This window comes from Oceanobacillus saliphilus (genome assembly GCF_023522835.1).
Lineage (GTDB): Bacteria > Bacillota > Bacilli > Bacillales > Amphibacillaceae > Oceanobacillus > Oceanobacillus saliphilus.
Genome location: NZ_JALCZU010000002.1, coordinates 398,006 through 413,636 on the forward strand (window position 1 = coordinate 398,006; position 15,631 = coordinate 413,636).

The 15,631-nt window shown below is 38.1% G+C and carries 14 protein-coding genes; 5 read left to right on the forward strand and 9 right to left on the reverse strand.

The window, feature by feature from the left end; translation table 11 throughout:
- Positions 1–78 precede the first annotated feature (78 nt).
- Entirely contained in the window at positions 79–582 is a 504-nt protein-coding gene (locus MN204_RS05070; protein ID WP_249869992.1) for a hypothetical protein, read from the reverse strand.
- 171 nt (positions 583–753) lie between these two features.
- Between MN204_RS05070 and MN204_RS05075 the strand changes: the two genes are divergently transcribed.
- The gene (locus tag MN204_RS05075) at positions 754–1,677 is read left to right on the forward strand and encodes an ABC transporter ATP-binding protein (protein WP_249869993.1); all 924 of its coding nucleotides are present in this window, start codon (positions 754–756) and stop codon (positions 1,675–1,677) included.
- A complete protein-coding gene (locus MN204_RS05080; protein ID WP_249869994.1) occupies positions 1,670–2,623 on the forward strand; it encodes an ABC transporter permease in 954 nt (317 codons plus the stop codon). The genes MN204_RS05075 and MN204_RS05080 overlap by 8 nt, the downstream gene beginning before the upstream one ends.
- 88 nt (positions 2,624–2,711) lie before the next feature.
- Here MN204_RS05080 and MN204_RS05085 read toward each other — a convergent pair whose 3' ends face one another.
- Positions 2,712–3,725 (reverse strand): proline dehydrogenase family protein, encoded by a 1,014-nt coding sequence (locus MN204_RS05085; protein ID WP_249869995.1) that lies wholly within the window; start codon positions 3,723–3,725, stop codon positions 2,712–2,714.
- Between the two features lie 115 nt (positions 3,726–3,840).
- Positions 3,841–5,388, reverse strand: a complete 1,548-nt coding sequence (gene pruA, locus MN204_RS05090; protein WP_249869996.1) for an L-glutamate gamma-semialdehyde dehydrogenase — start codon at positions 5,386–5,388, stop codon at positions 3,841–3,843.
- A 256-nt stretch (positions 5,389–5,644) separates the two neighbouring features.
- On the opposite strand from pruA, the gene MN204_RS05095 reads away from it, so the two are divergent.
- From MN204_RS05095 to floT, 3 genes are all read left to right on the forward strand, one after another.
- Positions 5,645–7,021, forward strand: a complete 1,377-nt coding sequence (locus tag MN204_RS05095; RefSeq protein WP_249869997.1) for a sigma-54 interaction domain-containing protein — start codon at positions 5,645–5,647, stop codon at positions 7,019–7,021.
- 840 nt (positions 7,022–7,861) lie between these two features.
- Positions 7,862–8,407, forward strand: a complete 546-nt coding sequence (locus MN204_RS05100) for an NfeD family membrane protein (protein WP_249870245.1) — start codon at positions 7,862–7,864, stop codon at positions 8,405–8,407.
- Positions 8,408–8,459: 52 nt separating this feature from the next.
- Positions 8,460–10,010: a flotillin lipid rafts scaffold protein FloT gene (gene floT / locus MN204_RS05105; protein ID WP_249869998.1), complete on the forward strand. Its 1,551-nt coding sequence runs from the start codon at positions 8,460–8,462 to the stop codon at positions 10,008–10,010.
- Positions 10,011–10,162: 152 nt separating this feature from the next.
- Here floT and MN204_RS05110 read toward each other — a convergent pair whose 3' ends face one another.
- The 6 genes from MN204_RS05110 to MN204_RS05135 all read right to left on the reverse strand — a co-directional run bounded on the left by MN204_RS05110 (position 10,163) and on the right by MN204_RS05135 (position 15,626).
- Positions 10,163–10,996: a metallophosphoesterase gene (locus MN204_RS05110; protein WP_306798602.1), complete on the reverse strand. Its 834-nt coding sequence runs from the start codon at positions 10,994–10,996 to the stop codon at positions 10,163–10,165.
- A gap of 384 nt (positions 10,997–11,380) precedes the next feature.
- The gene (cyoE, locus tag MN204_RS05115) at positions 11,381–12,313 is read right to left on the reverse strand and encodes a heme o synthase (RefSeq protein WP_306798587.1); all 933 of its coding nucleotides are present in this window, start codon (positions 12,311–12,313) and stop codon (positions 11,381–11,383) included.
- A 333-nt stretch (positions 12,314–12,646) separates the two neighbouring features.
- Entirely contained in the window at positions 12,647–13,123 is a 477-nt protein-coding gene (locus MN204_RS05120) for a hypothetical protein (RefSeq protein WP_249869999.1), read from the reverse strand.
- A 480-nt stretch (positions 13,124–13,603) separates the two neighbouring features.
- A complete protein-coding gene (locus MN204_RS05125; RefSeq protein WP_249870000.1) occupies positions 13,604–14,731 on the reverse strand; it encodes a TIGR04053 family radical SAM/SPASM domain-containing protein in 1,128 nt (375 codons plus the stop codon).
- Between the two features lie 118 nt (positions 14,732–14,849).
- Positions 14,850–15,089, reverse strand: coding sequence for a DUF2249 domain-containing protein (locus tag MN204_RS05130; RefSeq protein WP_249870001.1), 240 nt, complete (start codon positions 15,087–15,089; stop codon positions 14,850–14,852).
- A gap of 114 nt (positions 15,090–15,203) precedes the next feature.
- Complete coding sequence (locus MN204_RS05135; RefSeq protein WP_249870002.1) at positions 15,204–15,626, reverse strand: cupredoxin domain-containing protein; 423 nt, start codon at positions 15,624–15,626, stop codon at positions 15,204–15,206.
- Positions 15,627–15,631: the final 5 nt, after the last annotated feature.

Consider the following 15,631-nt stretch of genomic DNA (forward strand, 5'->3'; position numbering starts at 1 on the left):
CATCTATCAAATTAGCTTAAAAAAGCTGCTTCAACAGCCCGAATTGATCTGGGGGAGTTGAAGCAGCTTTATGCTTTCTTAATTAACTGGTGTGCTTGTAATGGTATGATCTGTTGTTGGTTTTGATTTACTGTTTTTACTAGATGGAGATGTTGACTTTACATCTTCCTTCGCTGAAAGCAATTCATTTTTTGCTTCTAAAGCTTTATCTTTTACATCCTTGATATCTCCCTTTGCGTCCTTTGCTGAAGATACCACCTCTTTGGAATCATCCGCAATTTTTTTTGTCGTATCTTTCATTTCTTTTGCTTGCGTATCCAGGATTGCCTGTATTTTATTGATAGCTTCTTTTGAAATTTCAGTTGCATTTTGAACACGTGTAATCAGCGCTTCTTTTGTTCCATTCGGATCTTCCTTAATCGATGCCGTATACTTATTCACGGAGTCCTTCATTGATTTTGATGTATCTTTTACCTTTGTACGTGCATTACTGTTCAGCAAAATCAGCGACGTACTTGCAAGAACCCCTGCCACGATTAAACCTGTTTTCGCCTTTTTCTGTTTTTGTAGAGTAGTTTCCAATGTAAAAACTCCTTTCAATTTTTAAAACTCATTTACTAAGTTAGTGTGTATTTTCCCGTTGAACTATAGATTAAACATTTTTTACAAGAGCTAATAGTATGAAATATATGAAACATTTCCAATCCTCCATCCGTAAGTATGAATACAGTCTAATAATGGAGGTTACTACATATGTCTAAAGAATTGGCAATGGAATTGATCAATGTCAGGAAAAAAATTGGCAAGAAGGAAATCATTAAGGGATTGTCATTCTCCATTCATAAAGGAGAAGTCTTCGGTCTTATTGGACCAAACGGCGCCGGCAAGACAACGACCATCCGGATGATGGTTGGGTTAATGCAACTCACTGAAGGGGATGTAAGAATTCTTGGGAAAAGCATAAAATCAGACTATAAAGCAGCAGTACGCGAAGTTGGAGCGATTGTTGAGAATCCCGAAATGTACCCATTTATGACAGGTTCCCAGAATCTGAATCAGTATGCCCGCATGATACCCGGAATAACGAATGAACGATTAAGGGAAGTTGTACAGCTTGTCGGCCTTGAAAAAGCTATGAAAGAAAAAGTGGGCAGATATTCATTAGGCATGCGCCAACGGCTAGGTATCGCTCAGGCTCTATTACATCAGCCTTCTGTATTAATTCTGGACGAACCTACGAATGGTCTGGACCCTGCTGGAATTAGGGAAATTCGCATGTATATTAGAAGACTTGCAATAGAGAAGAATGTGGCCGTAATCATCTCAAGCCATCTTTTATCTGAAATTGAACTGATGTGTGATCGCATTGGTGTCATAAAAAATGGCGAGCTTGTCGCCATTCAACAAGTTAATGAAAAAACGGAGCACAACCATTTGAAACAGGTTCAAATCGAAGCAACACCAATTGAACAAGCCATTCAGCTCTTAAAAACAGAGCATGACATACATGCTGTTCAAGAAAAGGAGCAAATTTCCTTTAAAAGTGAAAAAGAAAACATCCCTGCCCTCATTCAAACCTTGGTAGGTCATAATGTTTCCGTATTTCAGGTCGGAATAGCAACATCTACTCTGGAAGATAAATTCTTTGATTTGATTGGAGAGAATACAATTGAATAACTTTTTTAAACTTATTTATAATGAATCACTAAAAATATATTTCAGAAAATCAACCTGGATTATGTATATCCTGCTAGGCGTAATAATTCTTGGACTAGCAATCATGGTAAACATTTATGGGGAAGTGAATGAAGGCTATGAACAGAATAGTTGGCGGGAGGCATTGCAGGAAGAGAATGCGGAATTGACAAGAGAGTCGGAACAAGATCCATTTTTTCAAGACTTTAATAATAGTTTTATTGAAATCAATAATTATTACCTGGAAAACGATATTCAACCGGCTGGATACGACGCTTGGCAATTCGTCATGGAAAATGAAATGCTATTATCCATTGTCAGTTTACTTACGATAATTGTTGCTGCCGGTATCGTAGCCAATGAGTTCAGATGGGGGACAATCAAGCTTTTACTCATCCGCCCTATTTCAAGAACTAAGATCTTGGCATCAAAATATACAGCAGTTTTATTATTTTCGTTGTTCACTCTATTTTTTGTATTACTGTTTTCCTGGCTTGTCGGTGCAGTTTTCTTTGGTATCGAAGGAGTAAATCCTTATATTGTTCTGGAGAAGCATACTGGACTCGAATATGTATCGATTATAGGAGAAATCATAACTGGCTATGGGTTTCAGATCGTCACACTTGTAATGATGGCAACCTTTGCCTTCATGATTTCCACCGTTTTTCGCAATAGTGCTCTTGCAATTGGAACAGCCATTTTCCTTATGATGGTCGGAAACCAAATTGTATTTTTCTTCATGGAGCGTTCTTGGGCAAAATATATTCTATTTGCCAATACGGACTTGAGTCAATATACTAACGGAAATACACCATGGATTGAGGGAATGACGTTAGGCTTTTCCATAACCGTTTTAATCGTCTACTATATTCTGTTTTTACTTTTTTCATGGTTATTCTTTACAAAAAGAGATGTAGCTGGACATTAATTTTGTTACAACATAAAAAGCGACTACTTGCCAACAGCAGGTGTCGCTTCATTCTTTACTAGCATTCAAACAGCAGTTCACTGGATAATCAACTAACTTTTTCTTTTTTATTTTTCTTTTTTCTCCATACCACTAATGAAGTGATTGCCAATGTACCGAGTATAATCGGTTCTTTTTTCAATTTATTGTCCTTACTAAGGAAAGCATCTTTCACAATCAAGTTCATATTTTGCGGACGTTCTGCAAGACGGCGCATGAAGTAACCAAACCAGTCCGTTCCAAACGGAATATACGTACAAAAATTATATCCTTCCTTTACCAGGTCATCATGCATTTCTGTCCGGAAGCCATAAAGCATTTGGAATTCAAATTTATCTCTGCTTATATTGTTCTCTTTTACAAATTCTTTTAGCACATGAATAATATGATGATCATGTGTAGCGATGGAAGTAAACGCATCCCCAAGCAGCCGTTTTTTGGAAAGTTCGATAAAATTACGGTCGATGTCTTGTTTGGATTGAAAAGCGACGGATACATTTTCTTTATATGCACCCTTTACAAGCCGTAATCGAACACCCTTCAATTCCTCAAGATCATCCTCGGCACGATAAAGATACGATTGAATAACCGTTCCGACATGACTGTATTGGTTGCGAAGCTCTTTCAGGACATCCAATGTCCTTTCATAATGGATATATTTCTCCATGTCGATATTGATGAAAATATGATAGGCATCTGCTTTTTTTAAAATCTCCTTCATATTTTCAACACAGAAATCATAGTCGATATCGAGACCAAGCTGTGTTAGTTTTACCGACAAATGACAATCCAGTTTTTCTTCATGGATTTTGTTTAAAATCTGGATGATTTCCGTTTTCGCAGTGCTTGCCTCCTCTCGATCAGAGACAAATTCACCAAGGTTATCAAGTGTGCAGCTAATATGATGACTGTTCAATTCTCTAATCGTTTCAATAACACTATCCATGTTGGTACCTGCTACGAACTTATCTGCTCCTAAACGGAATCCCCATTTTTTTGCTTGAGCATTCAATAATTTGTTATTTGATAAACCAATAAAAAAATCCTTTGTTAGATTTGCCATGTTCGTTTCCCCTTTAAAATGTGACTTCTTAGAAAAAATAACTGAATCACATTCCATCCATTTAAATAGCAATCTATTTTCGCGGTAAGTAATCTGCTTACCGCGAAAGATGGCGTTAGAATTTTTCAGAAACAACTTTTGCTTCAAGGAAATGCTGCAGATAATCCGGCCCGCCAGCTTTTGAATCTGTACCGGACATTTTGAATCCGCCAAATGGCTGGTACCCAACAATCGCAGCCGTACATCCACGATTGAAATAGAGATTACCTACATGAAAATCATGGCGTGCACGATTCAGGTGTTCACGATTATTGGAAATAACCGCACCTGTAAGACCATATTCCGTGTTGTTGGCAATTTCCAATAATTCATCAAAATCTTCCGCTTTCGCAAACGCAACAACTGGTCCAAAGATTTCTTCTTGCATAATTCTAGCTTTTGGATCGAGATTCTTGAAGATGGTTGGAGAAATGAAGAAACCCTTTGAATCATCGGCATCCCCGCCGTACACAAGCTCACCTTCATTTTTGCCAATCTCAATATAATCTTTGATCTTGTCGAACTGTTTCTGGTTAACGACAGCACCCATATAATAGTTCTCTTCCGATGGGTTGCCAATGGTTAATTCTTTCGTTCGTTCAATTGATTTTTCCAATACTTCTTCATATACATCTTTATGAATGACAGCTCTTGAGCACGCAGAACATTTCTGGCCAGAGAAACCAAACGCGGAGTTCACAATCGCATCGGCAGCCAAATCAAGGTCTGCATCATGATCGACAATAATTGTATCTTTACCACCCATCTCAGCGACTACACGTTTAAGATGCTGTTGTCCCTCCTGAATTTTCGCTGCTCTTTCAATAATACGTGTTCCCGTAGCGCGTGAGCCAGTAAAGTTAATAAAGCGTGTTTCTTTATGGTCTACAAGGTAGTCTCCTATTTCAGTTGGATCCCCAGGGACGAAGTTAAGGACACCCTTTGGCAATCCTGCCTCCTCCAGAACTTCAACTAGTTTATAAGCAATAACCGGCGTATTTTCAGAAGGTTTTAATAGCACAGGGTTACCGGCTACAATTGGTGCCGCCACAGTACCACAAACGATTGCGAATGCGAAGTTCCATGGTGGAATCGTTACACCAGGACCCATTGGCTGATAAAAATAGTCATTATGCTCTGCCTCATGGTCGACCAATTTTTTACCTTCTGCCAGTTCAATCATTTGCCTTGCATAATATTCAAGGAAATCTATACCTTCCGCTGTGTCACCATCTGCCTGATCCCAAGGTTTGCCGGCATCGTATACGAGCCAAGCAGAGAATTCGTGTTTACGACGACGAACCATTGCCGCAGCACGGTACAGAACATCAGCACGTTCTTTGGCAGTCCACTTTTTCCAAGTTTTAAAAGCTTCCAGTGCTGCCTCAAACGCCTGGTCTACGTGTTCCTTTGTAGCTTTTGAAACATTACCTATTACCTGATTTTTATCGGAAGGGCTGACGGATATAAGTTTATCTTGTGTGAAGATTCTCTCCCCATTAATTACCAATGGGTATTCCTTCCCCAATTCACCTTTTACAAGTTCTAAAGCTGCTTCAAATTCTTTGCGGTTCCTGTCATCACTAAAATCTGTAAATGGTTCATGTTTAAATGGTAAAACCATATAAAAAACCTCCTTGATTATTCGAACTGCAAATCATTCTTCACTATTTACAAGCAAAACTTATGCCAACTTTTCACTTAATCTACTTAAAAGCGTCACAATCCTTGTATACATTAGGTTGTGTATAATTTAGACTTCATCAATAGAATGAATCGGAGAAACTATCTGAAAATATAGTGTATAGTTTATTTACAATATTGTTAATAAACTATACACTATATTTAAATGATCTTTACAGATTGATGAGGTGAACCTGATGATTAATAATCTTCATTACTTAGAGGCAGTATTAGCTGCAGAAGATGACGCGATTACGATTGTCAATCATAAAATGGAAGTAATTTTCTGGAATGATGCAGCTGTCGAAACGTACAACATCAGCCGCACAGATATTATCAATAAGCCGATAAACGATTTTTTTCATAACGATGATTTAATGGTGTTCAACGTACTTGAAACGAAAGAACCTGTTAAAAATGCCTATCATCGCCCCCGCAGAGACAAGCACGTGGTAGTTACTGCAGTTCCTATCCGTAATGAAGAAAATCAACTAATTGGAGCGTTATCTGTTGAAAGGGATATTACTCACATTGTCAAATTAAATGATAACTTGGAAACAACTTCTGCTGAATTGAATGAACTCAGGCAACAGGTTTACACAAATACCGATGAGAGCCCCTTCTCCAAATTAATAGGAAAAAGTCCATCCTTACAGAAGGCAGTTCATATTGCCCGTAAAGCCGCTAGGACAGACGCTACCACATTAGTGCTGGGAGAAAGTGGAACAGGGAAAGAAATATGCGCACGCGCTATTCACGAAGCAAGTGACCGAAATAACGGTCCATTTATACCTGTAAATTGCGGTGCTATTCCGAATGCGCTATTTGAAAGTGAGCTCTTTGGCTATGAGGGCGGATCATTTACTGGTGCCGAGAAAAAAGGAAAAGCAGGTAAAATTGAAATGGCCGATGGTGGAACTCTTTTTCTCGACGAAGTTGGTGAGCTTCCTCTGGAGATGCAGGTTAAACTTCTGCGTGTACTACAGGAAAACAATATTTATCGGATTGGAGACTCGAGAGGAAGGAAAGTTAATGTACGGTTTATCGCAGCTACAAATCAAAATCTGGAAAGACTGATGGAAGAAAAAAAATTCAGATCGGATTTATATTATCGATTGAATGTCATTCAAGTGACCATGCCTCCCCTTCGTGACAGAATTGACGACATCAATGAATTGGCAGAAATGTTTTTGAGACAATTCGCATCTCATTATCAGGTGCCAGTTCCTATAATAGAAAAAGATGCTATCCCATTACTTCTGCATTATAATTGGCCAGGTAATATTCGGGAATTACGCAACTTGATGGAAAGAATGATCATCCTTACTGAAAAATCCTTCATTACACAACACGATCTCTTAAGCTATCTGCCTACCTTATCGCCAATACGGGCAAGCACTATCACAACCACTAACAACTCCTTGCCAAAGGAAAAAGAGATGATGGAAAAGCAGCTTATTGAGAAAACACTTAATCAAACAAATGGAAATAAATCTGAAACAGCTAAAAGATTAGGTATTTCCAGAGTAACCCTGTATAACAAAATGAAGAAGTTTGGGATTGTAAACATATAGATTATTATTTATGTAACTCAACTTGACTAGTGGAGCTGTTTAATGCTATTTTACGTAGCAATCTTCTTACCAGCTCTGGGAAATACACGGAGACTTCTGCGGGAGCAGAGGCATCGGTGAGACAACGCAGCGCTTTAGCGCAAGTTGGCTCGCCAGCCGCCCGCGAAAAGCGCAGTGTATTTCCCAGAGCGACGGCCTGAGAAACTAATTTCCGTTGCCAGGTGTTTTAGGTTTAACATAAAAAGAAGTAATGTCGCATTTTATAACAAATGCGATGAAGGCCTAACAGTTAATTCAAAGTCATCTTAAGCAGTGTTTCTCTATCCCTCGTAATTGTACAAAGATTTATTTGTCAATTTCACTTTTACGAAAATTGATTAAGTAACTCTTTTATTATGAAGAAATATCATCTCACAGCATCACAATATAATTTTATGGTGTCTTTTTCTTCATGTATTTATTTGTATTGATATTATCGAATGTTTAGAATATAGTTGATATGCACTACTTTTAAAATTGACGTACAATCACATCCCCATCACGATTTCCTTCATAGAGAAAATAATTCAAGCAAAACTATAAATCTTTTGATTCTTATGAAACCATTTAGATAAGTAATTCGTATATAGAATACAAGGTCTTTTAGATTAAGCATAAAGTGAAAATTCATTCAGTGAGGTTTTTCTTCCCCCCTGAATGTTAGCCACAAGGGTATGACCTAAAGGCCCTTGAACAGAATCAGGAGTTTACAGGCTGTTCACCACCTTCTCATTTTTAATCTTCTCACGCTTAGAGCTGGGAGTTTACAGCCCGTTAATGCGTGATAAAGGACTGATACATATGACAATTTTTGGTTATCCGATGGAAAGCCTTTATTTAATCCTGCTTGTTATTGCGGGACTATTGACTGTTCTATATATTTTTTTTGGCGATATCGCTGAAGGAATCAGTGAATCCGTCTTTTTCCTGAATCCTGCGGTGATATTGGCATTTATTGTATTATTCGCTGCGTCAGGATACGTATTGGAATTCATTACATCTTTTTCAAGTATTATGATTATCATCATTTCAATCCTGATTGCTTTCGTTCTGGTTACGCTTCTAAATGTATTTATCCTTATTCCCATGTCGTCTGCAGAAGAATCACTCGGCTATACTGAAGAGTCATTAAAAGGAAGGGTCGGGAAAATCATCATTCCTGTCCCGAAGGATGGTTTTGGAGAAATCGTCATTGAAAACAAAAGCGGTATGATTTCAAAGACCGCCGCGAGCTATGATAATGAGATCATCGATGAAGGACAGCACGTGCTCGTCATTGAAGTGGAGAAAGGGATTTTATACGTAGTACCTTATGAATTTGATTTGGACTACAACTATTCTGGTTAATGATACTTATCCAAGATAGGTATTTTTAATAAAATGTTAAGGGGGAAACAAAATGACAGAGTTTTGGATTGTAATTGGGATTGCAGCATTTTTATTAATTGCACTTATCGGTGTTTTTGTTACAAAATATCGTACTGCAGGTCCTGATGAAGCATTGATTGTTACAGGAAGCTATCTCGGCGGGAAAAATGTTCATGTTGATGAATCCGGTAACAAAATTAAGATTATTCGCGGTGGAGGTACTTTCGTCCTACCGGTTTTCCAGCAGGCAGAGCCATTAAGTTTGTTATCAAGCAAGTTAGAGGTAACAACCCCGGAAGTATACACCGAACAGGGTGTTCCCGTCATGGCCGACGGAACTGCAATCATAAAAATTGGTGGTTCTATCAGTGAGATTGCCACTGCTGCCGAACAATTTTTAGGTAAATCAAAAGCAGACCGTGAAAATGAAGCAAAAGAAGTACTCGAGGGTCATCTTCGTTCCATCCTTGGGTCAATGACCGTCGAAGAAATTTATAAAAACCGCGATAAATTTTCTCAGGAAGTACAACGAGTAGCGTCTCAGGATTTAGCAAAAATGGGACTTGTGATCGTATCCTTCACCATTAAAGAAGTACGGGATAAAAACGGCTATCTTGATTCATTGGGTAAACCAAGAATTGCTCAAGTAAAGCGTGATGCTGATATTGCTACAGCGGAAGCGGATAAAGAAACACGTATTAAACGTGCTCAAGCAGCAAAAGAAGCTCAAAAGTCTGAATTGGAAAGAGCTACTGAAATTGCCGAAGCAGAAAAAGAAAATCAACTTAAAACTGCAGAATATAGACGTGAACAGGATATTGCAAAAGCCCGTGCCGACCAAGCATATGATTATGAAACCGCACGAGCGAAACAACAGGTTACCGAACAGGAAATGCAAATTAAAATCATTGAGCGTCAAAAACAAATTGAATTAGAAGAAAAAGAGATTCTTCGTCGCGAGAAACAATACGACTCTGAAGTCAAAAAGAAAGCGGATGCCGACCGTTATGCAGTCGAACAGGCTGCTATCGCTGATAAAGCAAAACAGCTTGCAGCAGCAGATGCAAATCAATATCGTATTGAAGCGGAAGCACGTGCCGAGGCTGAACAAGTTCGTGCAGCTGGTCTTGCACAAGCAGATTCTACAAGAGCACAAGGGGAATCCGAAGCAGAAATCATTCGCTTAAAAGGTCTTGCAGAAGCAGAAGCAAAAGAGAAAATCGCAGAGGCATTCGAACAGTTCGGCCAGGCAGCAATCCTTGATATGGTCATGAAAATGCTACCTGAATATGCAAAAGAAGTAGCAAGCCCACTTGCCAATATTGATAAGATTACAGTTGTTGATACTGGAAGCAGTGGACCTGATGGTGGAGCCAATAAAGTAACCGGCTATGCAACAAATCTGATGTCCACGCTGCAGGAATCATTAAAAGCATCTTCAGGAATCGACGTTAAAGAATTACTGGAAAATATAACAGGTAAAAATCAATTACCAAATGATCTCGATATCAATCGTATTAAGTATGAATCGGATGTTGAAGATAGCAGACTAGCAAAAAGCAATGCAGAGAGTAAAAGATAGAATTTATTAGAAAACTTGCTTGTCACCAAGCCTTTCAGTTACAGCCTTAGTTGCAATTATGCAGATAGGAAAGTTTTATACTTTCCTATCTGCTGAAAAAGGAACAATCTATTGGAGATTGTTCCTTTTTACGTATTCGACAATTAAATCCACTAGTCTACTAATGATGATAGCGTTACGGAGACTATTTCCGGCCGATTCCATAATCGTTGAGGTATAATACTGTTGCCTAATCCCCTACTAACAACCATCGTAGTATTTCCTTCCGAATACTTACCGGATGTATATTCAGGTAAAATGCCCTGATTAGGTGCTACCAATCCACCAACCATTGGTATTCTAAATTGCCCGCCATGAGCATGTCCAGAAAAAATTAAATCCATATCAAACTGTGAATATAATGATAACAACTCTGGTCGATGTGACAAAAGAATTTTAAAACTATCTTTATTCTTCATTCCTTTAAGAGAATCCTCAATAGCCCATTTCGCTATACTATATTCAGCGTGATGTTCATCGGCATTTATAGAAGGATCATCAATTCCAAGGATTTGAATTTCTTCTTCTCCTTTTGAAATGACAACATGCGAATCTCTCATGACATGTACTCCCAAATGAATCAGTTTTTCCTCTAAGTTGTCAAATTTTCCGGAGCCCCATTCATGGTTCCCTGTCACATAATATACTGGAGCAATCTCCACCATTTCTTGCATCAGCACCAGAATTGGAGTGTCATTGTATTTTCTCCGATCTACCAAATCTCCCGTAACAACAACCAAATCAGGATTTAATTCTTTCACCTTTTTAATCAGCCTGCTCTGATTTTTACCAAAAGATTTATTATGTACATCTGATAACTGAACGATTTGATATCCATCAAAACCTTGTGCGATTCGATTGGAACGTATCGTATGTTTTGTCGTCGATAGTGAGTTATTCTGATAGTGTAAATAAACAACCGTAAAAATAAAGAATACAATAACCATTAGTAATTTTCTCTTTCTAATCGACCTCAAATTATAACCGCCTCACAATATAAAGTTAATATTTCGGGCAATTCATTTAGAGCATGAATTACCAATAGAGCTTTGGTAGGCTTTTACGAAGGGTTTGACACATCCATTGTCTGGATTATTAACAGCCCTCTGCTTTCCTAGATTATAAAGCTGAGATAGAGCATCGGTGAGATCATTTACTATTTTACTACTTTGACAAATTCTAACAATCTCCTGCTATCCTTTTTAAATGTTTCTTAACCTTGTTTATCCAGGTAAACACGGGAAACAGTCTCTAATAAAATCTAAATGGTAGTACAATTATAAAAAGGAACAATCGAATGACGAATGACATGATTGTTCCTTTTATAAGTTTCAAAGAATCGGTAATGTCACAAGTACCATCATGAGAAAGATTACCGTTAAATAATTTACCGAGTATAAAAAGTTCATATGTGCCCATTTCCAATTATCATCCGTAAAAAAGCCTCTGACCGCGATGATTAACCAGGTAATATTTAATATCGTACTCGCTACCACAAAAACAAGACCAAGTGAGGCAAGCAGAAATGGTAGTGGAAGTAGGCAAATAATATACACGACCATCTGGCGCTTTGTAATTTCTATTCCATGCACAACTGGGAGCATCGCAACACCGGCAGCCTTATATTCATCATGCTTTTTTATAGCTATCGTAAACGTATGCGGAATCTGCCAAATGAATAAGAGGAGAAACAGTACGATTGGAACTGGGTGAATAGCTGTTTCAACTGCTCCCCAGCCTATTAAAGGTGTAACTGCACCAGAAACACTGCCAATCAATGTATTCATCGTATATCTTCGTTTGGACCAAATCGTATACAATACGACATAAGTAAACCAGCCTATGAATCCATAAATCGCTGATTCGACCGTAGTAAAGAGCAGCAGGATCCCCCCGGCTGCAGAAGCCATAATTCCGATCACCAATACTTTTTTTAGAGGAAAATTCCCCGTGACAGTAGGACGATTCTTGGTCCTCTCCATCATTTTATCGATATCTGCATCATACCAATTATTAAGGATCAGTGCACCACCCATTAAGAATGTACTTCCTCCCAGGGCTAGGATAAATGTTCCGATATTTTCTGAAAAGGACCCCCCCGAGAAATAAAGCGCAAGCCAAAAACCAACAAACACTGGCAGCACGTTGGCAATTAAAACACGAAATTTGATAAGTGATTTTATGTCTTTAATCAGTGTAGTATTTTGTATCGGAGAATTAATTTCAGGATGTTTTTGTGAATGATAACTGTCTTTACTGTTCAATCTCATCACCCCTTACCTTTGTCTCTATTTGCCAATATTAACATTTTATAATTTACCTACACTTTATCATATTCACTGATTAATTTCTTTAATAACTGTTGAAAAATGGGAAATGGTTAGTCTTTGCTTAAACTATGCAAATAGGGAAGTTCACTATATCTTCCTGCCATTGGCGACTTTCATTATTTGAAGAGCCAATTCAACTGAACTTTAGGTTTTCTTACAGTGCGTATTAAGTAAGGAGGGTCCAAACGGCCGATCAGCTAAGTTTGCAACCTTCAGGAGAGTTTGATATTCAAAGTGTCATGTTTACCGGACTTTTTGAACATTCTCTTACAAGATGATGTGTAGTACAAGTAACAAAAACAAAAGCATGCCTAATCGTAAATGTAATCTTCGCAACCTGCCTGTAGGTTTTATTAGCCGCATCCAACCAGTAGCAACTAATAACATTAATGTAATCATCGCCAACAGTCCAGAAAGCATCTTTTCATTTTGTACTGAAAACCCGTACCGATAAATAATGACCCATGCATGCATGAAAATAAACAACAGTGCCAGCATACCTGTCCACCGATGAAACGGCATTACTTTTTTTGACATCGTTGCCAGCATAATTTTTTTCCTTCGATCTGGAATGTTCCGGATGGTTGAAAAAACAGCATTCCTTGTCCAGTTGAATAGGAAAAACATAAATCCAATAAATCCAAGAATAATATGTACATGGAGCTCTGGAAATGAAAAATGAGTAACAACTTTATATATTGCCAAAATCAATAAAATGAAATTAAGAAAAAACCAATAGCTCATACTTCTTCCTCCATTAATTAAAAAAGCAGTTCCTTACTGTTCTTTGTATTTTTACCTTTATTTAGCTGGAAGTTTCAGCAATTACATCGTACTTCCTCATCAATTATAAAGTGAACTTCACTCAGCTTAGTTGTATTTTTACAAATAGCAACGTTTTATACTTTTGTTTTAAAACAGACATTTATAAGCCGTAATGAAATTATAAGTATACCATTGTAATACGGATTTATTCTAGTTACTTTCTAGGTTGCCTATTTCATTATAGATGTGACAATCACGGGTGATAGCCATGTTGGTTTCCTATCTGCTTAGAAAACTTGGCATACGCAAAGCATTTGGAGGAATGACTTACTTGTTTAGAATTGGTGTCACCAAGCCTTTCGGTGACAGCCTTAGTTGTACTTATGCAAATCGGAAAGGTTTATACTTTCCAATCTGCCAAAAAAACCAAGCTGCAGGCGCTTGGCTTTTCCCATCCGATCATACAGTTTGCTTTTTCTTGCGCATTGCTTTTGGAATATAGACGCAATATGGTTCACTTTCCATATAGTCACCCGTTACATTATAAGCTCTTGACCTTGACCCTCCACATACATTCCGGAATTCGCACACACCACATTTACCTTTATATTTATCCGGATTACGTAAATTTTTAAATACTTCAGACTCCCGGTAAATCTCTTTTAACGGAGTAAGTCTGACATTACCGGCTTTAATGGGCAGGAGGCCACTAGGATAAACATCTCCAGTGTGGGAGATGAAAACAAAACCATTTCCATCATTAACACCTTTAGGAGCACGGCCAAGTCCGTCGATTTGACCTGTTTTTCCTTCGTTGATCGCATCTTCATAAAAGATATGTTCCTTATCACTCATTTCTTTGTTCTCCCGAATTTTTTGCTGAATGACGACACGTCGATAATGTTGGCCTGCTGTAGTCTTAATATCAAATGTGACCCGTTTTGACAGTTTATATAGCCATCTGAAAACCTTTTCGTGTTCAGCCGGGGAAATCATATCCGATTCTTTGCCTCTTCCTGTTGGAACAAGGAAAAATACACTCCATAACACACAGTTTAAGTTTTCCACCATTTCGGCCATTTCATCAAGGTATTCGTAATTATATTTCGATATGACCGTATTTATTTGAAGCGGCATTTCCAATTCATTCAAATAGTTAATGGCATTCATCGTCAGATCAAAAGATCCATCGGTACCACGAAAATGATCATGTATTTCTTTGCAATGTCCGTCTATACTAAATGCCCATCTGGATAACCCAATATCCTTTGCTTTTTTCATTGCTTCTTTTGTAACATTTGGGGTAGCGGATGGTGTCATGGAAACACGAACACCTTTTTTAACAGCGTATTCAGCAATATCAAATACATCCGGACGCTCCAATGGATCTCCCCCGGTAAAAACAAGCATTGGATTATCCATATCATATATATCATCGATTAGTTTCTTGCCTTCTTCAAAGGTCAGCTCTAACGGGTGGCGGTGATGCTGAGCCTCCGCCCTGCAATGCAAACATTGCAGCTGACATGCACGGGTCAGTTCCCAAATTGCAATAAACGGATTTTCGTTATAATCTCGGTTAAACATCGGATCCCTCCTACTCTGTATCTGTCTATTATTCTTCCATCGTCCACTAAGGTGTGATGGTTTCACTATGTTATAGGGAAAAAATCCTTAAATCTGCATTTAAGGATTTTTTCTGTTTTTATTTTTTGCCAATTGCGACGCGCCATTGTTCAGGGCCATTTTCAAGATATTCCCAGGTGAATAATCCTTCTCTTTCAATCATAAATTGATATTGTAATGGCTTTGGATCATGATCATTGGAAAGATGCATATACTCACCTGTTTTCAATCTATCAAATGCTTCCAGAATTCGCGGATGACGGATTCTCGGTGCTATTTCAGGTGCATGTATTTTTACTGTATATTGAATAGCATTCATCATGTCTACCTCCTTTTTCATTTTGTTGACATCTATAAAATGAATGGTATCTGATCATACAGATGTGAGGAAATATAGTTAGTGACTATTTCATTAAATTAAATTTTATCATTTTTACAATACGACCAATGTTGCCGTCATTTCGTCATGCCCATCACCACAGAATATATTACAATAGATGATATATTCTCCTGGCTCTTCCGGTATAAAGGTCGCCTCTCCCGCGCCCTGCATATTTACATCTAATTCATCAATGGAAATTCCATGGTTGCCTTCTTCATTCACAAGCGTTATGGTAACTTCTTCACCAGACTGAACAACATATTGATCCTGGTCAAAGTCAAAGTTTGTTAACGTAATAGAAACATTATTAGTTGCTTCTGATGCCACTTCTGAGCCAGTTTCTGAAGCTGCTTCTGTGCTCTCTGTATCCGTGTTTTCATCGGTGTTATCTACAGCACTGCTGTCTTCTCCTCCACATGCCGCAAGAATTAAGACCATGCTTAAGAAAATGCTTACGAATAGACCTTTTTTCATTATAA

Excerpts from the sequence above, each read along its gene's own strand:
- MN204_RS05075 (WP_249869993.1), top strand. The coding sequence starts at position 754 with ATGTCTAAAGAATTGGCAATGGAATTGATCAATGTCAGGAAAAAAATT.
- MN204_RS05085 (WP_249869995.1), bottom strand. The coding sequence starts at position 3,725 with ATGGCAAATCTAACAAAGGATTTTTTTATTGGTTTATCAAATAACAAA.
- pruA (WP_249869996.1), bottom strand. The coding sequence starts at position 5,388 with ATGGTTTTACCATTTAAACATGAACCATTTACAGATTTTAGTGATGAC.
- MN204_RS05095 (WP_249869997.1), top strand. The coding sequence starts at position 5,645 with ATGATTAATAATCTTCATTACTTAGAGGCAGTATTAGCTGCAGAAGAT.
- MN204_RS05100 (WP_249870245.1), top strand. The coding sequence starts at position 7,862 with ATGACAATTTTTGGTTATCCGATGGAAAGCCTTTATTTAATCCTGCTT.
- floT (WP_249869998.1), top strand. The coding sequence starts at position 8,460 with ATGACAGAGTTTTGGATTGTAATTGGGATTGCAGCATTTTTATTAATT.
- MN204_RS05110 (WP_306798602.1), bottom strand. The coding sequence starts at position 10,996 with ATGGTTATTGTATTCTTTATTTTTACGGTTGTTTATTTACACTATCAG.
- MN204_RS05120 (WP_249869999.1), bottom strand. The coding sequence starts at position 13,123 with ATGAGCTATTGGTTTTTTCTTAATTTCATTTTATTGATTTTGGCAATA.
- MN204_RS05125 (WP_249870000.1), bottom strand. The coding sequence starts at position 14,731 with ATGTTTAACCGAGATTATAACGAAAATCCGTTTATTGCAATTTGGGAA.
- MN204_RS05130 (WP_249870001.1), bottom strand. The coding sequence starts at position 15,089 with ATGAATGCTATTCAATATACAGTAAAAATACATGCACCTGAAATAGCA.
- MN204_RS05135 (WP_249870002.1), bottom strand. The coding sequence starts at position 15,626 with ATGAAAAAAGGTCTATTCGTAAGCATTTTCTTAAGCATGGTCTTAATT.